The 21,771-nt window shown below is 58.8% G+C and carries 23 protein-coding genes; 15 read left to right on the top strand and 8 right to left on the bottom strand.

The features are described 5' to 3' along the window. Nucleotides 1-428: 428 nt before the first annotated feature. From GZH79_RS13095 to GZH79_RS13055, 9 genes are all read left to right on the top strand, one after another. Nucleotides 429-1,388, top strand: coding sequence for a hypothetical protein (locus GZH79_RS13095; protein ID WP_249219164.1), 960 nt, complete (start codon nt 429-431; stop codon nt 1,386-1,388). 627 nt (nt 1,389-2,015) lie between these two features. After that, nucleotides 2,016-3,062, top strand: coding sequence for a substrate-binding domain-containing protein (locus GZH79_RS13090; protein WP_211644217.1), 1,047 nt, complete (start codon nt 2,016-2,018; stop codon nt 3,060-3,062). 75 nt (nt 3,063-3,137) lie between these two features. Beyond that, nucleotides 3,138-4,514: a phosphate ABC transporter permease subunit PstC gene (gene pstC / locus GZH79_RS13085; RefSeq protein WP_211644216.1), complete on the top strand. Its 1,377-nt coding sequence runs from the start codon at nt 3,138-3,140 to the stop codon at nt 4,512-4,514. 19 nt (nt 4,515-4,533) lie between these two features. Further along, on the top strand, nt 4,534-5,811 hold the full coding sequence (gene pstA, locus GZH79_RS13080; protein ID WP_249219163.1) for a phosphate ABC transporter permease PstA: 1,278 nt from the start codon (nt 4,534-4,536) through the stop codon (nt 5,809-5,811). A gap of 21 nt (nt 5,812-5,832) precedes the next feature. Next, nucleotides 5,833-6,630 carry a phosphate ABC transporter ATP-binding protein PstB gene (pstB, locus tag GZH79_RS13075; protein WP_211644214.1) on the top strand — a complete coding sequence of 266 codons (798 nt, stop codon included), beginning with the start codon at nt 5,833-5,835 and terminating at the stop codon, nt 6,628-6,630. 9 nt (nt 6,631-6,639) lie between these two features. Continuing rightward, nucleotides 6,640-7,356, top strand: coding sequence for a phosphate signaling complex protein PhoU (gene phoU, locus GZH79_RS13070; RefSeq protein ID WP_249219162.1), 717 nt, complete (start codon nt 6,640-6,642; stop codon nt 7,354-7,356). Nucleotides 7,357-7,613: 257 nt separating this feature from the next. Then, a complete protein-coding gene (locus GZH79_RS13065; protein WP_211644212.1) occupies nt 7,614-8,621 on the top strand; it encodes an ABC transporter substrate-binding protein in 1,008 nt (335 codons plus the stop codon). Further along, the gene (locus GZH79_RS13060; RefSeq protein ID WP_211644211.1) at nt 8,618-9,658 is read left to right on the top strand and encodes an iron chelate uptake ABC transporter family permease subunit; all 1,041 of its coding nucleotides are present in this window, start codon (nt 8,618-8,620) and stop codon (nt 9,656-9,658) included. Before GZH79_RS13065 ends, GZH79_RS13060 begins: the two co-directional genes overlap by 4 nt. Then, complete coding sequence (locus GZH79_RS13055; RefSeq protein ID WP_211644210.1) at nt 9,655-10,419, top strand: ABC transporter ATP-binding protein; 765 nt, start codon at nt 9,655-9,657, stop codon at nt 10,417-10,419. Before GZH79_RS13060 ends, GZH79_RS13055 begins: the two co-directional genes overlap by 4 nt. A gap of 82 nt (nt 10,420-10,501) precedes the next feature. Here the strand turns inward: GZH79_RS13055 and GZH79_RS13050 are convergent, their stop codons facing one another. The 5 genes from GZH79_RS13050 to GZH79_RS13030 form a co-directional block, all read right to left on the bottom strand. Then, complete coding sequence (locus GZH79_RS13050; protein ID WP_211644209.1) at nt 10,502-11,737, bottom strand: saccharopine dehydrogenase family protein; 1,236 nt, start codon at nt 11,735-11,737, stop codon at nt 10,502-10,504. 32 nt (nt 11,738-11,769) lie between these two features. Continuing rightward, nucleotides 11,770-12,867, bottom strand: coding sequence for a carboxynorspermidine decarboxylase (locus GZH79_RS13045; RefSeq protein ID WP_211644208.1), 1,098 nt, complete (start codon nt 12,865-12,867; stop codon nt 11,770-11,772). A 252-nt stretch (nt 12,868-13,119) separates the two neighbouring features. Then, the gene (locus GZH79_RS13040; RefSeq protein WP_349291203.1) at nt 13,120-13,479 is read right to left on the bottom strand and encodes a type I restriction-modification enzyme R subunit C-terminal domain-containing protein; all 360 of its coding nucleotides are present in this window, start codon (nt 13,477-13,479) and stop codon (nt 13,120-13,122) included. Nucleotides 13,480-13,714: 235 nt separating this feature from the next. Further along, on the bottom strand, nt 13,715-14,233 hold the full coding sequence (locus tag GZH79_RS13035) for a peroxiredoxin-like family protein (protein ID WP_249219161.1): 519 nt from the start codon (nt 14,231-14,233) through the stop codon (nt 13,715-13,717). After that, nucleotides 14,230-14,835, bottom strand: a complete 606-nt coding sequence (locus tag GZH79_RS13030; protein ID WP_211644206.1) for a TetR/AcrR family transcriptional regulator — start codon at nt 14,833-14,835, stop codon at nt 14,230-14,232. Before GZH79_RS13030 ends, GZH79_RS13035 begins: the two co-directional genes overlap by 4 nt. Before the next feature lie 196 nt (nt 14,836-15,031). Between GZH79_RS13030 and GZH79_RS13025 the strand changes: the two genes are divergently transcribed. Then, nucleotides 15,032-15,550 carry a cytochrome P460 family protein gene (locus GZH79_RS13025; protein ID WP_211644205.1) on the top strand — a complete coding sequence of 173 codons (519 nt, stop codon included), beginning with the start codon at nt 15,032-15,034 and terminating at the stop codon, nt 15,548-15,550. A gap of 302 nt (nt 15,551-15,852) precedes the next feature. On the opposite strand, the gene GZH79_RS13020 is transcribed toward GZH79_RS13025, so the two are convergent. Then, nucleotides 15,853-16,749 carry an SMP-30/gluconolactonase/LRE family protein gene (locus tag GZH79_RS13020; protein WP_249219160.1) on the bottom strand — a complete coding sequence of 299 codons (897 nt, stop codon included), beginning with the start codon at nt 16,747-16,749 and terminating at the stop codon, nt 15,853-15,855. 77 nt (nt 16,750-16,826) lie between these two features. On the opposite strand from GZH79_RS13020, the gene GZH79_RS13015 reads away from it, so the two are divergent. Continuing rightward, on the top strand, nt 16,827-17,243 hold the full coding sequence (locus GZH79_RS13015; RefSeq protein ID WP_211644203.1) for a heme-binding protein: 417 nt from the start codon (nt 16,827-16,829) through the stop codon (nt 17,241-17,243). Here the strand turns inward: GZH79_RS13015 and GZH79_RS13010 are convergent. Together GZH79_RS13010 and GZH79_RS13005 are read right to left on the bottom strand one after the other, a co-directional pair. Further along, the gene (locus GZH79_RS13010; protein WP_249219159.1) at nt 17,240-18,295 is read right to left on the bottom strand and encodes an L-idonate 5-dehydrogenase; all 1,056 of its coding nucleotides are present in this window, start codon (nt 18,293-18,295) and stop codon (nt 17,240-17,242) included. The genes GZH79_RS13015 and GZH79_RS13010 overlap by 4 nt on opposite strands. Before the next feature lie 9 nt (nt 18,296-18,304). Then, nucleotides 18,305-19,252 carry a 2-hydroxyacid dehydrogenase gene (locus GZH79_RS13005; protein ID WP_211644202.1) on the bottom strand — a complete coding sequence of 316 codons (948 nt, stop codon included), beginning with the start codon at nt 19,250-19,252 and terminating at the stop codon, nt 18,305-18,307. A 104-nt stretch (nt 19,253-19,356) separates the two neighbouring features. Here GZH79_RS13005 and GZH79_RS13000 point away from each other — a divergent pair, with 104 nt between their 5' ends. The 4 genes from GZH79_RS13000 to GZH79_RS12985 are packed head-to-tail and all read left to right on the top strand — an operon-like array spanning nt 19,357 to nt 21,771. Continuing rightward, nucleotides 19,357-20,124, top strand: coding sequence for an SDR family oxidoreductase (locus GZH79_RS13000; RefSeq protein WP_211644201.1), 768 nt, complete (start codon nt 19,357-19,359; stop codon nt 20,122-20,124). Next, nucleotides 20,121-20,561: a hypothetical protein gene (locus GZH79_RS12995; RefSeq protein ID WP_211644200.1), complete on the top strand. Its 441-nt coding sequence runs from the start codon at nt 20,121-20,123 to the stop codon at nt 20,559-20,561. The genes GZH79_RS13000 and GZH79_RS12995 overlap by 4 nt, the downstream gene beginning before the upstream one ends. Further along, nucleotides 20,558-21,442 carry an NAD(P)-dependent oxidoreductase gene (locus GZH79_RS12990; RefSeq protein ID WP_211644199.1) on the top strand — a complete coding sequence of 295 codons (885 nt, stop codon included), beginning with the start codon at nt 20,558-20,560 and terminating at the stop codon, nt 21,440-21,442. Before GZH79_RS12995 ends, GZH79_RS12990 begins: the two co-directional genes overlap by 4 nt. Further along, complete coding sequence (locus tag GZH79_RS12985) at nt 21,439-21,771, top strand: hypothetical protein (RefSeq protein WP_211644198.1); 333 nt, start codon at nt 21,439-21,441, stop codon at nt 21,769-21,771. The genes GZH79_RS12990 and GZH79_RS12985 overlap by 4 nt, the downstream gene beginning before the upstream one ends.

The raw sequence follows: 21,771 nt of genomic DNA, 5'->3' as shown, positions 1-21,771 counted from the left end.
GGGTCGATTGGTATAACAACCGCCGGCTATTCGGTCCCATCGGATACACCACACCCGCAGAAGCAGAGGAGGCATTCTATGCAAATCTAAACACACTCGATAAAGTAGCCTGACGTTGAACAAATCAGCCTCCGGCAAACCCGGCGCGGTTCAGACTGGCGGTCTATCGGCTTCGCCAAGAAGTCATATCGGCAGAGTTCCTATCCAACCCGGCGACGGTCTTCTGCCCCGCATGCTTGCTGGCTGACGATGCCTCGTCATTCCACCCGGAACACGTTCGGCTGGGACGTTTCGAGTGGCCTCTGCGCGTGGTTCGAACATGCCCACTGCATGGAATAACGCTGTTCCAACGCCGTCCTCAGGTTTGGGATGACCGATTTCACGAAATGGCCGTCCGGGTGCCCGAATGTGGCACAGAACTGGAAGCGATGGCCGAGGCGGCCACGCGGCGACCGCCTTCACCGTTGCAACTCTACGCGGTGTCTCGGCTTGCCGGGCGCCGCGGGTCGCAGTGGCTGGACGCTCAGACGCTGGAACAGGCGGTTCGCGCAACTGAGCAACTCGGCGTCCTCGTCGAGTTCGGCCCCTTGCGTGGATCGAAGACCCTAACGGTGGGAAGAAGCGTCGCGGCTGCCATGACACGTTTGGTGCATGTAATAAAGCTACCCAAGGCTCTTGGTTGTTCACGTCCCCAAGCAACGGGCCTCATCGAGGATAGAATTCTGACCCAGATTGCGACCGGTGAAGCGGGAACTCCTGGTCGGACTCAGAAGTCGGTCGATCGTCGCGATATCGATGCCTTCTTGTCAGCCCTAATGGTTCGGGCGCGTTTGGTGGATGCTTTGCCGCTTGGATATGTGCCGATTGCGGAGGCCGCGAAAAAGGTGAAAGTGCCGTGCGTGGATATCGTGCATCTTGTCCTCGGGGGATTTCTCGAGAAGGTTGTCTCGCCTCGTGATCTCGATGGTTATGCTGCGATCCACGTTCAGCCGAGCGAACTCGCACAAGTTATCGGGAAAGTGTTGACCGGTTTCGCCCCTTCGCAGGCTGCGGCAAAGATCGGGTTCCCCGCCGAGACTTTCTGGGCCCTGATCGACGAAAATGGGGAAACGCCCGCGGAACTTCCTTCCGTCACCGTTCAGCCTCGGGCCGGTCACCACATCATCCGTCGCGTGGATCTCGACGACTTCACACGGTTCAGGGCGCAGTTTGTCAAATCGAGTGACATCGCCAACCACCTTGAGGTCCCCCGTGCGTTGGTTGAGCGCGATCTGAGGCGATATCGAGTTCCCTCTGCATATTCGGCCGCACAGATTGGCGTGGCACTTTATCGGGTGGAGGACCTTCCTGCGAAGCTTCGATCCATCCGAGTGAGCGAGGTCGCATAGCAGAGACCGTCTTCTTGATAATTGCAGAAAATAGCCGCCCGATGGGGCGGCTATTTTTTTGTTGGAAGCCCCATGGCATCAAAAGGTTGTAAAAAGTGGAAGATCGCCGCCGAGACTTCTGAGAAATGCCGAAAACCATTTATTTTCAGACCTTCTGGAAACCTTCAATGTGGAAACTTTGATTGGCGGCACACTGTATTTGGCGGCGTTTCTTTGCCAGCTGTTTAAAGCACTCTGGAAAATCCGGACCATGAAACGCCGCCCCTATGGGTGGCGTTTTTCTTTGAAACATTCGCATGGCATGCCAGAAGGGGAGCTAGCCGCGTATATCGTGCGGAAGTCGTGATGGCGCTTAGCGGCCAAAGCATGCACTGCCGTGACGCGCATTGCAGGGCGGGACGCTTTATCAGTTCATATTTTTATGCCGCGATGTGATGCGGCAGTGTGCATGAACGTGGCGTGGTTTCGTGGCCTCGCTTGGGGCGCATAAGTCCAAAACGCATGGATTGTTGTCGGTCGCTGGATCTGTCGTAAATCTGTTACAAAACGTTCATATAGCCGTCACGCGTCGTCATTAACTGGTCGGCAAGGTCAACAACCGGACCTACAACGAAACTAGGAGATATCATGTCCTTCACCAAGCTTTCCACGTCGGCGCTTGCGATTCTTGCCGTAACTGCCACGGCCGCTGCTGCCCAGAACCGTCAGGAAATCCGCGTTGTCGGTTCTTCCACCGTTTTTCCATACAGCCAGGCTGCAGCTGAGCAGTTTGCCAACAACACCGGCGCACCGTCGCCGATCGTCGAATCGACCGGCACCGGCGGCGGCATGCAGCTGTTCTGCGGTGGTATCGGTGAAAGCCACCCTGACCTGACCGGCGCATCGCGTGCCATGACGGCGTCCGAATACGAGCTGTGCCAGACCAACGGCGTGACCGATATTTCCGAAGCGCTGATCGGCTATGACGGTCTGTCCATCGCCATTTCGCGCGACAGCGAAAACGACTGGGATCTGACCCTGTCCGAAGTGTACCTTGCGCTGGCCGCACAGGTGCCTGTCGATGGCGAATGGGCCGACAACCCCTATACGATGTGGAGTGAGATCAACCCCGATCTGCCCGAAGTCGAAATTCTGGCCTACGGTCCGCCGCCGACATCCGGCACCCGCGACGCGTTCGTCGAACTGGCGATGCACGCCGGTTGTGAAGAACTGCCCTTCGTTCAGGAAGGTGGCTTTGACGGCGACTGGATCGACGAAAACTGCTCTCGCATGCGCCAGGATGGCCCTTTTGTCGAAGCTGGCGAAAACGACAACCTGATCGTGCAGCGTCTGACCGCCGACGCGAATGCCATGGGCATCTTCGGCTACTCGTTCCTGTTCGAAAACTCTGACACGCTGAAGGCCGTCAGCATCAACGGTGTAGAGCCGAACGCCGAAACCATCGGTGATTTCTCTTACCCGATCTCGCGTCCGCTGTATTTCTACGTCAAGAATGCACACCGCGGTGTCATTCCCAACATGCAGGAATTCGTCGAAGAATTCGTGTCCGATGACGCGTTGGGCGCAGACGGCTACTTTGTCGAGCGTGGCATGGTTGCGCTGAGCGACGACCAGCTTGCAGAAGTTCAGTCGAACGTCATCGAAGGCGTTAACATGGACCCCAAAACCGAATAAGCCTAAGTGGCATGTTCCGCCCGGCGCAGATTCTGCGCCGGGCATCTTTTCTTTTTGCAGCAGGACCAGCGGCACATGACCACGTTTGCCTTTGCACTTCTTTTCGCCGCGTCTGTCTTTGGCTATGCGTGGAACCGTCAAGCGGCGTCCAGCTTGCGCAATGATGGTCAAAGGCTGCATTCCCTCAGTGGTTTCCACGGTCTTTATTCGTTTCTTTGCGTGTCGATCCCGGTCTTTGTCCTGATCTTGGTCTGGCTTGTGTTTCAGGGCAGCGTCATCGACTGGCTGGTCACGGCACCGATTGCGCCCGAAAACTATGCCACTCTTGAAACCGGCCCCAAGCAGTTGGTGCTGGCGGAAATCAAATCGATCGCCGGTGGGCGCATCTTTGGCACCCCGGAAGACTGGAAACTGGCCGCCGCCGAGCGTTTGATCCAGCTTCGGACAATGTCTGCCTGGCTGTTGCTGGCTGCCGTCTTTGCGCTGGCGGTCACGCAGGTGCTGCGTGCCCGCCGTCGCGTCGATGCCGATTTCCGGGCACGGCAGGGGGCAGAGCGTATGATCCTTGGCCTGATACAGTTCTGCGCGATTTTCGCTGTGTTCGTGACCGTGGGCATCGTGTTTTCCCTGACGTTCGAAACGATCAAGTTTTTCCGTATGGTCCCCCCGCTGGAATTCCTGTTCGGTCTGAACTGGGAACCGCAGATCCCGATCCGTGCGGATCAGATCGCAGGTGCCGGTGCGTTTGGCTGGCTGCCGGTGATCGTTGGAACAATGGTGATCACGGTGATCGCGATTTTGGTCGCTGTGCCCACGGGGCTGTTGACCGCGATCTATCTGAACGAATTTGCAAGCTCGCGCGCCCGTGCGATTATCAAACCAATCCTGGAAATCCTGTCCGGCATTCCCACGATCGTCTACGGATTTTTCGCCGTTCTGGTCGTGGCCCCCGCGATGCGCCAATTCGGTGCAGATCTTGGCATTGCGATATCCCCCAACACGGCGCTGGCTGCGGGCAGCGTGATGGGGGTCATGTTGATTCCCTTCATTTCTTCTTTTGCGGACGACGCGCTTTCGGCGGTGCCACAATCGTTGCGTGACGGCGCGCTGGCTTTGGGGGCGACGCGTGGGGAAACCATGCTGAGCGTTCTGTTCCCCGCAGCAATCCCCGGCATCGTCGGTGGCGTGTTGCTGGCTGTCAGCCGCGCCATCGGCGAGACGATGATCGTCGTCATGGCCGCGGGTCTGATCGCCAATATGACGCTCAATCCGTTGGACAGCGTGACGACCGTGACGGTGCAGATTGTGACGTTGCTGATCGGCGATACGTCTTTTGACAATCCAAAGACACTCGCCGCCTTTGCGTTGGGCATGATGCTGTTTCTCGTCACGCTTGTAATCAACATCTTTGCGCTGCGGATCGTCCGCAAGTACCGCGAAATCTACGATTGAGGCTGAAGCAATGACCGACATGACAAATAGATCGGCCGGAAAGTCCAACGCCGAGCATATCTCCGCAGGTCTGGCACGTCGCCACCGCAAGGAAAGCATCCTGAAAGGGTTTGGGATTGCTGCGATCAGCTTTGCTTTTCTGATCCTTGGCATTTTGCTGATGACGCTGGTGTCGACCGGCTACAAAGCTTTCACGCAAACCCACCTGACGATCGACGTCTACGTTGATCCGGACGTGATCACGCGCGACGCACTGCCACGCGGGGCTTTCGATGATCTGTTGGAAAACACGCTGGTAGAAGAATTCCCCGACGTGGATTCGTCGCAGGATCGCCGTGCGCTGCTTCGGATATTCTCGAACGGGGCGCAGTTTACGCTGCGTGACCGCGTGGTCGAAAACCCTGATCTGATCGGCCAGACCGTCAGCCTGAACGTTCCGGTCGCCGATAACTTTGACCAGTTGAACAAGGACCTGATCAGTCGCGATACACCCGAAGAATTCCGCAGGCTCAGCGATCAGGAAATCGCTTGGTTCGATGCTCTGGACGAAGCGGGCATGATTTCCAATCCGATCAATTTCGGGCTGCTGACGAATGCGGACAGCCGTTTCCCGGAACTGGCCGGACTCAAGGGGGCGCTGGTCGGGTCGTTCTGGGCGCTTTTGACATGCTTCCTGATCTCGTTTCCAGTCGGCATCGGGGCTGCAATCTACCTTGAGGAATTTGCCCCGAAGAACAAGATCAGCGATATCATCGAGGTCAACATCAACAACCTGGCCGCCGTGCCGTCGGTCGTGTTCGGCCTGCTTGCGCTGGCGGTGTTCATCGGCTGGTTTGGCATGCCCCGGTCCGCGCCATTTGTCGGTGGCCTGACGCTTGCGTTGATGACGATGCCCACGATCATCATTGCCACCCGCGCTGCCTTGAAATCCGTGCCGCCGTCGATCAGGGAAGCAGCGATGGGTTTGGGCGCATCGCGTCAACAAGTCGTGTTCCAGCATGTTGTGCCGCTGGCGATGCCGGGCATACTGACCGGCACGATCATCGGGCTTGCGCAGGCGCTGGGGGAAACAGCCCCCTTGCTGCTGATCGGTATGAACGCCTTTATCACCTCGGCACCGTCGGGGCCGTTTGATAGTGCCACGGCGCTTCCTACGCAGATCTTTATCTGGGCAGACAGCCCGGAACGTGGGTTCGTTTCACGGACGTCGGCGGCCATTCTGGTTCTGTTGGCATTCCTTGCGTTCATGAATGGCATCGCGATCTACTTGCGGCAAAAGTTTCAACGCAAATGGTAAACGTTCCGGAAGGACGAACCGATGAACGACATGACAAAAGTCGAACGGGACCTGAACATGTCCGACGCCAAAATAGAGGCGCGGGGCGTGAACCTGCATTACGGCACAAACCATGCGCTGAAGGACGTCAGCATTGAAATTGCCGACCGGACCGTGACGTCGTTTATCGGTCCATCAGGGTGTGGGAAGTCGTCGTTTCTACGCTGTCTGAACCGGATGAACGACACGATCGACATCTGCCGCGTCACCGGACAGATCATGCTTGATGGTCAGGACATCAATGCCGCCAGTGTCGATCCGGTTCAGTTGCGGGCGCAGATCGGTATGGTCTTTCAAAAGCCGAACCCGTTTCCGAAATCCATCTACGATAACGTTGCATATGGTCCGAAAATCCACGGTCTTGCCAAGTCGAAAGCGGACATGGACGCGATTGTCGAAAAGGCGCTTCGCCGGGCCGCGATCTGGGATGAGGTAAAGGACCGCCTGCACGAGCCCGGAACCGGTCTGTCGGGTGGCCAGCAGCAACGCCTGTGTATCGCGCGCGCCATCGCCACCGAACCGGAAGTGTTGTTGATGGACGAACCCTGTTCAGCACTGGACCCCATCGCCACCGCGCAGGTCGAAGAATTGATCGATGAATTGCGCCGTGATTACGCCGTTGTCATCGTCACACATTCCATGCAGCAAGCCGCGCGCGTCAGTCAAAAGACGGCCTTTTTTCATCTGGGTCATCTTGTCGAATTCGGAGATACGGGCCGGCTGTTCACAACACCCAACGATCCGCGCACCGAAAGCTATCTTACCGGTCGTATCGGGTAGGGGATGACGATGTCAGACAAGCATATCGTCAGCAGTTTCGACCGCGATCTGGAAGGCATACAGGCGTCAGTCATACGCATGGGGGGAGAGGTCGAGGCGGCCCTGTCCCAAGCGGCAAAGGCACTTCAGACAGCCGACATTGATCTGGCCGAGAAGATCCGGCGCGGCGATGCCGTCATCGACGAAATGGAAGTGACGATAAAAACGGATGCGGCCCTTCTTCTTGCGCGGCGATCACCGACTGCGAGCGATCTGCGAACCGTCCTGACGGTCATGGAAATCGCGTCACATCTGGAACGCTGTGGGGATTATGCAAAAAACATCTCTAAACGGACGATTGCGATTTCGGGGCAGTCACCCATCGACGGCGCGCTGGTGTCGCTGCGGCGCATGTCGTCTTTTGTTGAACGTATGATCAGTGATGCGTTGGATTGCTACATCCAGCGCGACGCCGAAAAAGCACGCGAGATCATCGTCCGCGATACCGAAGTCGACGAGATATACAACACGTTGTTCAGATCGCTTCTGACCCACATGATGGAAGACCATCGCAACATCGCGATGGGCATGCATCTTCATTTCATCGCAAAAAATATCGAGCGGATCGGTGACCATGCAACGGGCATCGCTGAACAATGCCTGTATCTGGTGACGGGTGAATTCCCGGACGAAGACCGTCCAAAGAAGGACAAGACGTCGACTGTATTCGATGAAGGCCCGGTCTGAATTTTCAGCCTTCGGACTACGCGTTTCGGCCGTGTGTCATCCCTGCCTGATCAACGCTTCCGGCCCTTGGCACCGTTTGCCGAGCGTCACAGCGCTGCTGTGCGGAACTTGCCGTGTTTGGTCCAACGTCAGCTTTCAGGTGCTTGTCATTCTCGGATCGCGTGATCGACATATACCTGACAGTTTTGCTCTTGATCCTCTGGCGCGATCCCTTTAGCGGCTTCCTGACTGAACTACTCAGAAATGGAAATCGAACGATGCCAAGTCACCTTACCATGGCGGTTGCAGCCATTTCGCTGGCGGTTTGCGGCACGGTCCTGCACGCCGACACGCATTACCCGCTGGCCATTGAAAATTGCGGTCAGACCGTCAGATTTGATCAGGCGCCGCAGAACGCCGTGGCGTTGGGCCAGAACAGCGCCGAAATCATGCTGCTGCTGGGCCTTGAAGACCGGATGGCGGCGACGGCTTTTTGGCCCAGCGCCGTGCTGCCCGAACTGGAACAGGCCAACAGCAAGGTCGAGGTGCTTACCGTCGAATTTCCGACGCTGGAATCCGTGCTGTCAAAGCAACCCGATTTTGTGGCTGCCATGCTGACGACGCTTCTGGGCCCCGACAGCAAGGTCGCCAAGCGTTCGGATTTCGAAACCCTTGGCATTCCGACCTATCTGTCCCCCAGCGCCTGTTCGACCACGCTGGATGCAAGCGATGCCTACGGTTCGCGCGACGAACTATGGAGCATGGAGTTGCTTTATAAAGAGATAGAGGATCTGTCGCGGATCTTTGATGTGGCTGACCGTGGGCAGGCGCTGATCGCTGACTTCAGGGCACGCGAAGCCGCGCTGCGCGCGCGCTTTAGCGAAGACGAGGACCTGACGTTCCTGTTCTGGTTCTCCAGCCCATCGCCGGCCGATGACGCCTATCTGGGCGGGGGCAAGGGCCCGTCAGGATATATCGCTGACGTTCTTGGCGGCACGAACGCCATCACGACTGACGCGGACTGGCCAGCCGTTGGCTGGGAAGGCATCATGGCGGCCAATCCCACTGTCTTTGTCGCGACGCAAGTGGATCGCAACCGCTGGGATCTGGACACCGCAGAAAACAAGATCGCGTTCCTGACGACCGACCCGACCGTCAGCCAGATGGAGGCAGTCCGCGAAGGACGGATCGTGGTGATGAGCGGTGCTGCCATGAACCCAAGCATCCGCACGCTTTATGGCGCCGAACAGGTGGCCGAACAGCTTGAAGCGCTTGACCTTCCGTGACGGTGGCCGATGAGCCAGAGAGCGGGGCGGGCCGCCTTGCGCTCTTTCTGGGCCTGTCGCTGATCGTTATGGTGTTCGCCGTCGCCGTTGCGACGGCGATTGGCGATTATAACATCGGCCTGAAAACCGTTTTTCTGTCGATCACGAACGAACTCGGCCTGACCGGCGCGGACATCGCACCGATCGAGCAAAGCGTCGTCTGGAACCTGCGACTAAGCCGCGCGCTGGTGGCGGCGCTGGCCGGTGCGGGGTTGGCGATCTGCGGGGCGATCCTGCAGGCATTGTTGCGCAACGCGCTGGCCGAACCCTTCGTTCTTGGCGTCTCGGCGGGTGCATCGACCGGGGCGGTCTGCGTGATCGTCCTCGGGGTCGGCGCGGGCGGTCTGTCGCTGTCGCTGGGTGCGTTTGCGGGGGCATTCGCGGCATTCGCGCTTGTGGCGCTGTTGTCCAACGGCGCGACCAGCGGGCCCAATCACACGATCCTTGCCGGGGTGGCGGCATCGCAGCTTTTCAACGCGTTGACGTCTTACATCGTGACCACATCTGGCAACGCGCAACAGGCGCGCGATGTCATGTTCTGGCTGCTGGGCAGTTTCGGCGGTGTGCGATGGCCAGATTTTCAGCTGCTTTTGATCGTCGTTTGCCTGAGCCTGACGATCTGTATCCTGATGGCACGGTCGCTGGATGCCTTTACTTTCGGGGACGAAGACGCGGCGTCGCTTGGCGTGCCGGTCGGGCGCATCCGCCTGATGCTGTTTGCCGTCACAGCGTTGATGACGGCCACCATCGTCAGCATGGTGGGCGCCATCGGCTTTGTCGGTTTGGTCGTTCCCCACGCGGCGCGATACGTGGTCGGGCCGATGCACCTGCGTCTGATGCCAGCCTGTGCCGTCGTGGGTGCAGTTTTTATGGTGGTGGCCGACATCGTGTCGCGGGTGATTGCGACGCAGCAAACGGTTCCGATCGGGGTGGTCACGGCACTGGTGGGTGTGCCGTTTTTTGCCATCATCCTTTACCGTGCGAGGCCGCAGGTATGAGCGTCGTTGCGCAAAACCTGCACTGGGGCGTCAGGCGCAAGACCATCGTGTCCGACGTGTCCCTGACCGTTGCACCGGGCGAAACGCTGGGATTGATCGGACCCAATGGGTCGGGCAAGTCGTCGCTGCTGCGACTGCTGGCCGGGCTGCGAAAGCCCCTGTCCGGTCGGGTGGACATAAATGGCCGGGACATCGCGCGTGTGCCGCGCCGCGCCCTGTCGCAACAGGTTGCATTCGTGCAGCAAAACGCGGCGACGGATACAAACGTGTCCGTGCGCGATGTCGTGCGGCTTGGGCGCACGCCACACCGCTCGGCCCTGTCGGGCTGGTCAGAGGCGGACGAGGCGGCGGTGGTCGCAGCGCTTGACTGTGTCGACATGACCGCCCGGCGCGCGCAGGCGTGGCAGACCCTTTCAGGGGGCGAGCGTCAACGGGTTCATATCGCGCGGGCGCTGGCGCAGACGCCGCAGGTGATGTTCCTGGACGAGCCGACAAACCACCTTGATATCCACCACCAGATCGAAATCCTGCGGATGGTCCGCGATCTTGACCTGACAAGCATCGTCGCACTGCATGACCTGAATCTGGCCGCCATGTTCTGTAACCGGATCGTGGTGCTGGACGCGGGTTCGTTGCGCGCCTGCGGAACACCAGACGCCGTCCTGACCAAAGACATGTTGCGCGACGTGTTCCGGGTCGCGGCAGATGTTAGCACGCGGCCCGGCGACGCCCGGCCCCACATCCGGTTCAGGGCGGCATGACGCAGGTTACAACTGCCGGTTTGCCGTCAGCGGCACGACCCAGTAGCCGTTGGTCGCGCAGCCGCGGCGGTGGCATTGAAGCCTAGTAAAGCCGCTCGTCGTGGCCATCGCGGCGCACCCAAGTGCCAAGCCCGATCTCGCCCAGCACCTTGAGAAAGGGTTTGGGGTCCATCTCTTCGACATTGCGCATCTCGCGCGCGTCCCATTCGCCGGTGGCAATCAGCATCGCTGCGGCAACTGGCGGCACGCCGGCGGTATAGGAAATGCCTTGGCTGCCGACTTTATCGTAGGCGTCTTTGTGGTCGGCCACGTTGTAGACGAAAACTTCGACCATTTCGCCGTCCCTGACGCCCTTTACCAGATCACCGATGCAGGTCTTGCCAGTGTAGTCGGGCGCAAGGCTGGACGGGTCGGGCAGGCAGGCTTTCACCACCTTCAGCGGCACGACGTCCTGTCCCTCTGCCAGTTTCACCGGTTGCTCTGAAAGCAGGCCGAGGTTCTTCAGCACGGTAAAGACATTGATGTAATGTTCGCCAAAACCCATCCAGAACCGTACATCGGCGTCTGGATAGTTCGTCGCCAGCGAATGCACCTCGTCGTGGCCCGACAGATAAGCGCGTTGGGTGCCGACAACGGGCAGGTCCCAGTCGTGACCGACCTCGAACATCTCGTTTTCTTTCCAGTCGCCGTCCTGCCAAGAATAGACCGTGCCCGTGAATTCGCGAAAGTTGATTTCGGGGTCAAAGTTGGTGGCAAAGTAGCGACCGTGCGAACCGGCGTTGATATCGACGATGTCGATGGATTTCACCTCGTCCATATATGTGTCGATGGCGAAACGGGCATAGGCATTGACGACGCCCGGATCGAAACCCGCGCCAAGGATCGCTGTCACACCCATTTCTGCGCAACGCGCCTTCCGCTTCCATTCGTAGTTGGCATACCACGGCGGGGTTTCGCAGATCTTGTCGGGTTCTTCGTGGATCGCGGTGTCGATATACGCAACACCAGTTTCGATGCAGGCCTCTAGCACATGCATGTTCACAAAGGCCGAGGCGACGTTGATGACGATCTGTGCGCCCGTCTTTTCGATCAGCGCAATCAGCGCCTTTTCGTCGGTTGCATCTACGGCATGGGCCGCAAGGACACCGTCGGTCCTGTGGCTGCCCTTCTCACGGACACTGGCAAGGATTTGCTCGCATTTCGCCTGCGTGCGCGACGCGATGTGGATGTCTCCAAGCAGGTCGGCGTTCTGGGCGCACTTGTGCGCCACGACCCGGGCGACGCCACCGGCGCCTATGATAAGGACATTCTTCTTCAAGACTCTCGAGCCTCCTTTCATGTCGGGCCAGCTCAGGACAGAGCGGCTTCAAAGTCGCTATAGCTGAATTCGCGCACGGTTCTGATGGTTCCGTCGCGGTCACGCACCGCGATTGCAGGCATGCGGACACCGTTGAACCAGTTCTTCTTGACCATCGTATAGCCGCCGGCGTCGCGGATTGAAACGCGGTCCCCCGGCTTCAACGGCTGCTCGAACCGGAACTCGCCAAAGATATCACCGGCCAGACAGGAATTGCCGCACACCATCCATTCGTGATCACCGGTATCGGGCGCGACCTTGGCGCTTTCGCGGTAGATCAACAGGTCGAGCATGTGCGCCTCGATCGAGCTGTCGACGATGGCAAGCTTCTTGCCGTTGTCGAGCGTGTCCAGCACTGTCAGCTCCAGCGTGGTGGAATCGGTGATCGCCGCCTCGCCGGGCTCGAGATAGACCTGCACGCCATACGTGTCGGAAAACTGCCTGAGCCGTTCAGCGAGCTTTTCCAGCGGATAGCCGTCGCCGGTAAAATGAATGCCGCCGCCCAGACTGATCCAGTCCATACGCTGGATTAGATGACCGAAGCGTTCTTCGATCTGTCCCAGCATCGCGTCAAACCGGTCAAAATCGGCGTTTTCGCAGTTGTTGTGAAACATGAAACCCGTGACCCGGTCGCAGATCGCAGCGATGCGCGCCGGGTCATGTTCGCCCAGCCGAGAAAAGGGGCGGGCTGGATCGGCGATATCGAACGAGGAAGAGCTGATACCGGGGTTCACCCGCAGGCCACGGACGTGATTTCTGGCCGCATCGCCAAATCGTTCCAATTGGCTGATTGTGTTAAAGATGATTTTGTCAGAATTGGCGAGCACATCAGGGATGTCGGCTTCGTCCCAGGCCACCGCATAGGCATGGGTTTCGCCGGGAAAATGCTTGCGCCCTAGCTTCACTTCAAAAGGTGAAGAAGATGTCGTGCCGTCCATGTATTCGCTCATCAGATCGAACACGGACCAAGACGCGAAACATTTCAGTGCCAACAGGCATTTGCATCCTGAAAGCGCGCGAAGGCGGGCGATCTTCTCAAGCTTGGGCAGCATCGCCTGCGTGTCGATCAGATAAAAGGGTGTTCGCAGCATCTCGGGCTCCCTCGCGCGTCGGGCCATAAGCGGCGGCGCCAAGTGCGTTTACACACCGAACGCGTCAGACTCAACACAAGCTGTGGCTTGCTGCTGAATATAAGCGATCGTCTCCGATGCCGGCGCGACGTCTTACGGACCGAAAACACGATGTGTGCCATTCAGGTGTGACACATCGAAGCTACTTAATGAAGTAACTAGCAATATCAGTCACTTAGGGGGGTGTATTGGCTCGATGGTAGGGGTCGGAGGCTACACTTGGTCTCGTCTAGGTGACTGACAAGTAACGGTTTTCAGACCAGTTTCACGTCGCAGTGCGACAACAAGGTGTGCGCCATACTGGATCCGAAGAAAATCAGCGATTTTACGAGGTGCCAACTCATCGATGCCGTGCGAGTCATAGGTTTGCAGCACGTAGTCAGGAAAGGCGCGCATCTCGTTTTCATAGCCTGAATGCCCCCGTTCGCGGGCCGCTTCGGCACGGTCAGACCGGGCCAGCGGCGCAAGAGTGAAACGGATGTATGCCAAAACATCGAAGTTGTCGCTGTTGGGTGCATCGATCAGGCGACGCATGTCTTCGAGCTGATCTGGGTCATAGACCATCTCGGTCAGGCGCTGAACAAAGTCCTCCGGCGGGACGGATCACTCCAGGTCGCGCAAAGCTCGTCTTCATCCGTCACGAGTTTGGTCAGGTCGCTGAACCAAGCCGCGAGAGCGCCGACGAGTGGTGGCCTTAAATGAGCACCCTGCCAGAGTGTGTTTTCTATGAACTGCAAATCTACGGAACGGACTTCCGAATAGCTGGGTCCTTCGACACGTTGCCGGGTGCTCATTTGGCCCCGACATGTCAGGCAGCAGCACCACGGATCGGATAGTCCTTTTCCTGAATGAACTTCAGTCCGTTCAAGAGGCTCTGAAGATCGGGGCGTGCGAAGGGCGCATTTGAGATATCAACGATCTGCAGAAGCCCGTCCGGATTGGTCACAAAAATTCCCGGCTCCGCAAAAGGCCGATCTGTTTCCTGCGCCGATCGCGGCTCGGAGATATAAAGCCCTAACTGCCGCATCTGATCCTGAGACAACTCGCACGCCACTGGAAACTTCCAACCCTCTTCGGAAACTTCCTTTTGGGCACGGTCAAGCGGATCCCCGGACATCGCGATGACCTCAACGCCTGCGTCGCGGTAATCATCGAGAAGTTCATTCAGCGTCGCGAGATACTTCCGGCACAGTGGACAATGTTGGCCGCGATAGACGACGGCGACCTGCCAGCGTCCTTGCCCACCAAGCTGGATCTGCGAACCATCAGTCGCAGGAAGGGTCATCGGCGGTGTCTGGTGTCCCGGTTTGGTCACATACTCGGTCAATGTAAGTCTCCTTTGGTATTTGGGTTTGAAGCGTCCACAGGAAGCGGACTCTCTTTGGTTTGAAGAAGGGCCAGCAGCGGACGGACGGCACCTTCCATGGTTTCGCGGTCCGGCTTGGTCCGTGCAAGGACCCGAAGCCCGAACATAAGTGTGCTGAAAGACCGGGCGGCGTCTGCCGGTGAGACGGCCACGTCAGCTTCTCCGGTCCTCTGCGCTGCCTCAAAGTTGCGTTGGAAAAATGCTTTCACCTCACCCAGATTGCGGGCGACGATCTCGGCAATCTCCGGATCGTGAGAGCCGAGCCCGGTCGCCGTATTCACGATGAGGCAGCCCCTATGATCCGGATCTTCAAGAGCCGCATCGATCAGCCGCGTCACGAATTTGCGGATGCGGTCCGCCGGAGAGGGGAGGTTTTCAAGCTCCCTCAGACATGCACCTGTCCGTCGCTCGGAGTAGTGCTTCAAAGCGGTCTTAAACATCGCCTCCTTGCTTCCAAAGGCGTTGTAAAGGCTTGTCACTCCCAAACCGGTCGCGGCTTCCAAGTCGCGGACTGACGTCGCCTCGAAGCCCCGCGACCAGAACTGTTCGACGACCAAGTTCATCGTCGCGGTGTCATCAAATGATCGTGGACGCGCCACTACCGTCTCCTCGTTTTGTTATGCTCGCTGCAAAACAGCTTGCTAAAGCATTTGTTCCGTTGACCCAAACAGTTTTGTAGCGGCTGAAACAAAACTGCGTCTTGTGTGTTTTATTGGCACGGCCCGATATGGGTTTTTCGAAATAGAGGAGGACGACACCATGAAATTTCTTATACTCGGAGGCGCACTCAGCCTCGCAATGAGCACTGCGACAGCACAAGAGTTCGGTGGACAGGAAGACCAGGATTTCGCCAGCGCGCTTTGGCAGAACATGCAGGATCAAAACCTCGCCGGAGAGGACGCCGTTCAATCCTTTCCCTATCCGGGCACCGACCCGCACGGCATGATGCTGGAGACATTCTATACCGAAGGCTCGGTCGACAGCATGACGGGGGCCTTGGTGATCAAGCGCAATTATGGCCCCGAGGGCGTCAGCGTAGATCAGGTGCTTGACAGCCCCGGCGACCACCTTGCCGCCGTTACGATCATGTTCCGGCGGTCGGACGATTATGCGCCGGACACCGGTAACTGGTTCTGGGCCAAATATTTGCCCGATGGCTCGCTTGACCAGACCCCGGACGGCAGACCAATTGCTGGCATGGCGCAAGGCTGCATCGCCTGCCATTCTGGAGCGGGCGGTGACGACTACCTGTTCACGACGGACGCGGATTTGAATTGATCTTATCTGAGCACCGACGGCAGGCCGTCAGCCAGTTTTTTCAATAGCACCCATTCTATCCAGGATGGGTGCTGAGACCCTTTAACAAATTTGATACGTCCCCATGAAACTGAACGAAAAGCGGGTTCGTTTTGCGAGAAAAACCAGACGGACCAGACGGATTTGAATACGGTGGATTCTGGCGGGACAACAACGCTTGGGTTTTTCCAGATTCGCCCATGCAACTCCCTTTTGGGCGATCCAAGGGCTAAAGCGCATTGGACAGAGATCGACCTATTGCGGATTCGTCATGGACGCTGACCTCAGGGCTCCTGTGTGCCTCGGCGGTTCAAAGTGATGCGATACAGACTGGTGGTGGCCGTAACATAAAGTTCATGTTTCGCGCGGCCACCAAAGCACAGGTTCGATACTAGTTCCGGTATCAGGATTTTGCCCAGAAAACGCCCGTCTGGCGCGATGCAATGGACGCCATCAGCGGCCGAAGACCACAAGTTTCCATCGCTGTCTACGCGGATGCCGTCGGCACAACCGGAACTGATCGTGTGGAAATGGCGTCCGTTTACCGGGGTCCCTCCGGCCATGTCATAGATCCGGATCGACCGGGCGTCCTGTGAATACATCCGTCCAGTATCGGCAACGTAGAGCGATTTTTCGTCCGGTGAAAAGGCAAGACCATTGGGGCAGTTCATGTCATCGACCATCACGTCCAGCGCACCGGTTTCCGGATCCGCACGGTAGACGACGCAGGCGTTTTCCTGCTCGGCGGCAAATCCCTCGTAATTGGTCATGATCCCGTAATGCGGGTCGGAAAACCAGATGCCGCCGTCGCATGCCACGATCACGTCATTGGGTGAATTGAGCGGTTTTCCGTTAAAGCTGTCGGCGATCACGGTAATCCTGCCGTCAAGTTCCGTGCGGGTCACGCGGCGTTTGCCATGCTCGCAGGAGATCAGTCGCCCTTGTCGGTCCCGGGTGTGGCCATTGGCATAATGCGACGGCTCGCGGTAGGTGGTTATGCCGCTGCCCGGCGTCCAGCGCAAAATGCGATTGTTGGGAATGTCGGAAAACAACAAGCACCCGGCATCGCCAAACCAGACCGGGCCTTCGACCCAGTCAAAGCCGGTTGCCAGCTGTTTGACCGGGGCATTACCCAAAATGAAGCGTTCGAATTCGGGCTCGTGGATTTCGAAGAACGACATGGGCTGGCTTTCTGCTGCTGGCATGATAATAAGTTAACGATAACATCAACGCTCGTCAAATCTGAGGAAGGCCCTTCATGGCATGGATTCAAGAGGCGCGTATCCTGACCCATCAGGGCGTCATGGCGATGCTGAACGCCGCTGTGGCAGAGGCCGAGGCGATCGGCCAACCGCAATGCATCGTCATCGTCGACGCGTCGGGCGAGGTGCTGGCAGAACTGCGGATGACGGGGGCCAAGTTTCTCAGCCGCAAAAGTGCGCGGACCAAGGCGTTGACGGCCGCGTCCATCGGCGCGCCGAGTGCCTCGGTCCCTGAAGTGGTGCGTGCCTCCATCGCGGCGGCCACGGGCGGCACCGTGACCGGTTTGCCAGGCGGGTTGCCGATCATCATCGATGGGTTCCGACTGGGCGGGATAGGCGTCGGGTCGGGCACCGGCGATCAGGATATCGCTGTCGCCAAGGCGGCGCTGACAGCCGTCGGGGCCGCGACTTAAACCGGTTCGGCACTGAAGTCGATCTGCACCTTCATCGCACGGCTGCGGTCCCCTGCAGTTTCAAAGGCCTCGTGCGCACGCGATAGCGGGAAACCATGCGTGATAAGGGCGCTTGGATCAATCAGGCCCTTTTGCATCAAGCTGACACCCGTGGCAAATTCGGCGTGGAAGCGGAATGACCCTTTCAGCGACAACTCCTTTGCCGTCATCGCCTGAATCGGCAGGGTCATATCGCCCCCAAGACCCAGTTGCACGATGGTGCCACCGGGCCGCATTGCAGGGACCGCGGCGGTCAATGCCGCAGCCGCCCCGGAACATTCGAACAAAACGTCGAAGACACCTTTCTCAGCCTGAAACGGGGCCAGTGCCTCGGCATTCGCAGCCATGTTCAGCGTCTCGTCCGCGCCCGCCGCGCGCGCCGTCTCGAGGGTGAACTCTGACAGATCGGTCGCCACGATCCGATCGGCCCCGGCCCGCCGCGCGGCGAGGATGCACAACACACCGATAGGGCCACAGCCGGTCACAAGGACGGACCGGCCCAGCAGCGGCCCAGCCCGCGTCACCGCATGCAGTGCGACCGCGAGCGGTTCGGCCATGGCGGCCACGCCGGGTGAGAGACCGTCGGCGGGGATGCATTGCGCGGCATCTGCGATCAACATCTGCCGGAAGGCGCCTTGAACATGCGGAAAAGGCATGGCTGACCCATAGAACCGCATATCAAGGCAATGGTTGAACTGCGCCGCATGACAGAACCGGCAATTACCGCAGGGCCGCGACGGTGACACAGCCACAAGCTGACCAACCGACAGGCCCGATACGCCAGCGCCCAGCTCAGTAATATAGCCCGACACCTCGTGTCCGAGGATCATCGGTTCGCGCAGGTGCACCGTGCCGAAACCGCCATGATTGAAATAGTGCAGGTCAGATCCGCAAATCCCTCCTGCAGCCAGCTGAACCTGCACCTGACCGGGCCCAGGAATATCCCCGGGACGGTCTTCGAGCCGAAGATCACGCGCGGCATGGATGACGATGGCCTTTATTTGGGCATTCATTGGATAACCTCACAGAACGGGGGTCAAAAGATCATGACCCGCGAAGTGGGCCATCAGATTGTCGCGAACGAGCTTTCCCATCGCCTTGCGCGTCTCGACCGTGCCCGAGGCGTGGTGTGGCTGAACAAGGACATTGGGCAGTGCAAGAAAGCGCGGGTTCAGCGCGGGTTCATCTTCGAACACGTCAAGCGCGGCAGCACCCAACGCGCCTGCTTCGAGGGCTTCCAGAAGGGCTTCTTCGTCGACGTTTGAGGCACGGCTGATGTTGATCACCATGCCCTCCGGGCCAAGGGCCGCGATGACCTCTTGGCCCACGACATGCCGGGTTTCGGTCGAAGCGGCGAGCGTCACGAACAGAAAATCCACCTCGCGGGCCAGCGACACCGGATCTGGAACAAAGCGCCAGTCGGGTGCATAATTCTTGGCCACGACATCGCAGTAGGCGATCTCCATGTCGAAGCCGGCAAGGCGCTTTCCGACCTCGAAGCCGATGCGGCCAAGTCCGAGGATCCCCACGCGCTTGCCCCAGACCCGCGTTTTCAGCGGGTAAAGACCCTTTCTCGCCCAGGACCCGTCCCGCACCCAGCGTTCCGCCCCGATCATACCCCGAGCTTGCGCCAGCATCATCGCTACACCCAGATCGGCCACGTCCGCCGTCAGCACGTCGGGCGTATTGGTCACCCGGATACCGCGCTTTCGGCAAGCCGCAAGATCCACCGCGTCATAGCCCACGCCATAGACGGAGATCATTTCGAGCGCGGGGCAGGCAGCGATCATAGTCGCATCAGCGCCAAGCTCACCACGCGTGGCGATGGCTCGCACCGCAGGTCCGACCTGAGACAGGAACGCCGCGCGATCGGCCGCTTCGAAATACCGGTGCATTGTGAAGGCTGCGTCCAGTGGGCCCTGATCCCAGTCCGGGTAAGGGCCGATTTGCAGAACCTCGGGTTTCGACATGGTCCGATCTCCCAGCTTAATAAGTTTTGGTCACTTGACTCAATTTGTTAACGATAACATAAAGGCAGCCTAGAAGGTTGTCGAGACGGAAAAAGGCACAAATCATGGGATTGGAATTGTTTGACCTTGGTGGGCGCACCGCGCTGGTGACCGGGTCATCGCAGGGTATTGGACTGGCTCTTGCGCGTGGGCTGGCCGGAGCGGGCGCTACGGTCATACTTAACGGGCGCGATGCCGCCAGACTGGCCGGTGCCGTGCGGAATTTGCGGGCCGAAGGCGCTTCGGTTCAGGAGCTTGTCTTCGACGCGACGGATCATGAAGCCGTGCGCCACGCCATCGACGGCTACGAGGCTGACACTGGCGCAATAGACATCCTTGTGAATAACGCGGGCATCCAGCATCGCGCACCGCTCGAGGATTTTCCGGCTGATGCCTTCGAGCGTCTTTTACAGGCCAACATCGCCAGCGTTTTTCACGTAAGCCAAGCTTGCGCACGGCACATGATCGGGCGTGGCGCGGGCAAAATCATCAACATCGCCAGCGCTCAAACTGCGCTGGCCCGGCCGGGTATCGCACCCTACACTGCGACCAAGGGTGCGGTCGCAAATCTGACTAAAGGTATGGCGACCGACTGGGCACGACTCGGCCTGAACTGCAACGCACTTGCGCCAGGCTATTTCGACACGCCGCTGAACGCCGCCTTGGTTGCAGATCCCGAATTCACCACATGGCTTGAAAAACGGACCCCGGCGGGTCGCTGGGGTAAGGTTGAAGAACTGGTCGGCACCTGCATTTTCCTCGCCTCGGCGGCTTCGTCCTTCGTGAATGGCACCACCGTCTTCGTCGACGGTGGTATCACGGCATCACTATGACCGGGCGTTCTGTGGCCATGGGTGTTTCAGGCAGCGGCAAGTCCCATACCGATGGCGCCTTTGCGCATATAATAGGCGCGCGCTTCTTCGACGGCGATGACCTGCATACAAATGCCAATTGTGACAAGATGGTCAACGGCTCGGCTCTGAATGACGCGGATCGTGCGCCATGGCTGGAGCGAGTTGGCGGCACACTTCGCCACCCCGGCACTGTCGTGCCCCGCTCCGCACCGCGCCGAGTGCATCGCGAGGCAATAAATAGTGCTGCGGGCGCCCCTGTGTCCTACCTGTTCCAGATTGGTCGCCGTGAAATGCTGTTCTCACGGATGACAGAGGTTCCAGGACCTGACGACTTGAGCGTGACAGCCGATATCAAAGCAGCACCAGACGTCGTTGTCGCGACCTTTCTTTCGGGATTGATGGAGAAGTCGGCATGAGCCTGAAAATAGCTCTGATCGGTGCGGGCGCCATGGGCGGCGCGATCGGCACCCGACTGCTCGAAACCGGGCAGAGCGTGCAGGTGTTCGATCTCGACGAAGACCGGGTCGCGGTCCTGGTCGAACGCGGCGCGCATGCTGCGCCAAGCGCCGCTGCTGCTGCCGCTGCGTCGGATTACGTCGTTATTTCGCTGAATTCGCCTTCCATCGTAGAGATGGCGGTCTTTGGCCCGGACGGTGTTACCATGGGTGCGCAAAAGGGAACATTGATCATCGACATGTCTTCAATCGATCCCGACGCCACCAAGGCGTTTGCCGCACGGGCCGCAGAAGCGGGATTGCGCTGGGTCGACAGCCCTCTGTCGGGGGGGGCGCCCAAGGCGCTGACGGGCGAGTTGACCTTGATGGCCGGCGGTGCAGTTGCGGATGTGGCCGATGCCCACTTGGTATTACGTCATGTTGCAACGAATTACACTCATATGGGGCCCGTTGGCGCAGGCCAGACCACGAAACTCATCAATCAGGTGTTGTGCGGGCTTGGGTTTCTGGGCGTTGCCGAGGCCACCAAATTGGCGCTCGACGCGGGCGTCGATGCAGAAAAAGTGCCTGTCGCGCTGCGTGGAGGGCGCGCCGATAGCGCGATCTTACAGGAATACATGCCGCGCTTTGCCACAAAAGACTACCGTCGCACTGGACGGATCGACAACATGGTAAAAGACCTAGAGGGCGCCCAGGATCTCGCTCGGCGGACGCACACGGCGATGCCACTGACGGCGCTCTGCCTCGAAATCCATCGCATGATGACCGCCTCGGGGCTGGGCGGTGAGGATCAGGCCGCCTTGATGGAATTTTTCAATGGAACAAAGGAGATATCAGAATGATCACACGGTATGCGTTATTTGAAGGATCCGTCAAACCCGGCGAAACTGCCGAATTCCGCGCCGCAATTTTGGATCGTCTGGTGCCGCTCTGGCGGCAGTTTCCTGGCAATACCGACGTGCGCGTCATGTTCAGCGAGGACCGTGATGCGGGCGCACCAGAATTTCCGCTGATTTTGGGAATTACGTATCCCGACATGGCGACGATGGAGTCCGCGCTGACCAGCACCGCTCGGGACCAATCACGTGACGTGACGCAGGAGATCGTGGCCGAGTTTTTCGAGGGTCGGATCCATCACCACGTTACCACAGCCAATCATTTTGACCCTTAA

It is taken from the genome of Loktanella sp. SALINAS62 (assembly GCF_018263905.1).
Classification (GTDB): Bacteria; Pseudomonadota; Alphaproteobacteria; order Rhodobacterales; family Rhodobacteraceae; genus Loktanella.
The sequence above is the reverse complement of the archived record's forward strand: the minus strand, read 5'-3'. Positions and strand labels throughout refer to the sequence as shown.

What these genes read in the sequence shown, in the direction of transcription:
- GZH79_RS13095 (WP_249219164.1), top strand. Translation starts at nt 429, where the DNA reads ATGGCCGAGGCGGCCACGCGGCGACCGCCTTCACCGTTGCAACTCTAC.
- GZH79_RS13090 (WP_211644217.1), top strand. Translation starts at nt 2,016, where the DNA reads ATGTCCTTCACCAAGCTTTCCACGTCGGCGCTTGCGATTCTTGCCGTA.
- pstC (WP_211644216.1), top strand. Translation starts at nt 3,138, where the DNA reads ATGACCACGTTTGCCTTTGCACTTCTTTTCGCCGCGTCTGTCTTTGGC.
- pstA (WP_249219163.1), top strand. Translation starts at nt 4,534, where the DNA reads ATGACAAATAGATCGGCCGGAAAGTCCAACGCCGAGCATATCTCCGCA.
- pstB (WP_211644214.1), top strand. Translation starts at nt 5,833, where the DNA reads ATGAACGACATGACAAAAGTCGAACGGGACCTGAACATGTCCGACGCC.
- phoU (WP_249219162.1), top strand. Translation starts at nt 6,640, where the DNA reads ATGTCAGACAAGCATATCGTCAGCAGTTTCGACCGCGATCTGGAAGGC.
- GZH79_RS13065 (WP_211644212.1), top strand. Translation starts at nt 7,614, where the DNA reads ATGCCAAGTCACCTTACCATGGCGGTTGCAGCCATTTCGCTGGCGGTT.
- GZH79_RS13055 (WP_211644210.1), top strand. Translation starts at nt 9,655, where the DNA reads ATGAGCGTCGTTGCGCAAAACCTGCACTGGGGCGTCAGGCGCAAGACC.
- GZH79_RS13045 (WP_211644208.1), bottom strand. Translation starts at nt 12,867, where the DNA reads ATGCTGCGAACACCCTTTTATCTGATCGACACGCAGGCGATGCTGCCC.
- GZH79_RS13030 (WP_211644206.1), bottom strand. Translation starts at nt 14,835, where the DNA reads ATGAACTTGGTCGTCGAACAGTTCTGGTCGCGGGGCTTCGAGGCGACG.
- GZH79_RS13025 (WP_211644205.1), top strand. Translation starts at nt 15,032, where the DNA reads ATGAAATTTCTTATACTCGGAGGCGCACTCAGCCTCGCAATGAGCACT.
- GZH79_RS13020 (WP_249219160.1), bottom strand. Translation starts at nt 16,749, where the DNA reads ATGTCGTTCTTCGAAATCCACGAGCCCGAATTCGAACGCTTCATTTTG.
- GZH79_RS13015 (WP_211644203.1), top strand. Translation starts at nt 16,827, where the DNA reads ATGGCATGGATTCAAGAGGCGCGTATCCTGACCCATCAGGGCGTCATG.
- GZH79_RS13010 (WP_249219159.1), bottom strand. Translation starts at nt 18,295, where the DNA reads ATGAATGCCCAAATAAAGGCCATCGTCATCCATGCCGCGCGTGATCTT.
- GZH79_RS13005 (WP_211644202.1), bottom strand. Translation starts at nt 19,252, where the DNA reads ATGTCGAAACCCGAGGTTCTGCAAATCGGCCCTTACCCGGACTGGGAT.
- GZH79_RS13000 (WP_211644201.1), top strand. Translation starts at nt 19,357, where the DNA reads ATGGGATTGGAATTGTTTGACCTTGGTGGGCGCACCGCGCTGGTGACC.
- GZH79_RS12995 (WP_211644200.1), top strand. Translation starts at nt 20,121, where the DNA reads ATGACCGGGCGTTCTGTGGCCATGGGTGTTTCAGGCAGCGGCAAGTCC.
- GZH79_RS12990 (WP_211644199.1), top strand. Translation starts at nt 20,558, where the DNA reads ATGAGCCTGAAAATAGCTCTGATCGGTGCGGGCGCCATGGGCGGCGCG.
- GZH79_RS12985 (WP_211644198.1), top strand. Translation starts at nt 21,439, where the DNA reads ATGATCACACGGTATGCGTTATTTGAAGGATCCGTCAAACCCGGCGAA.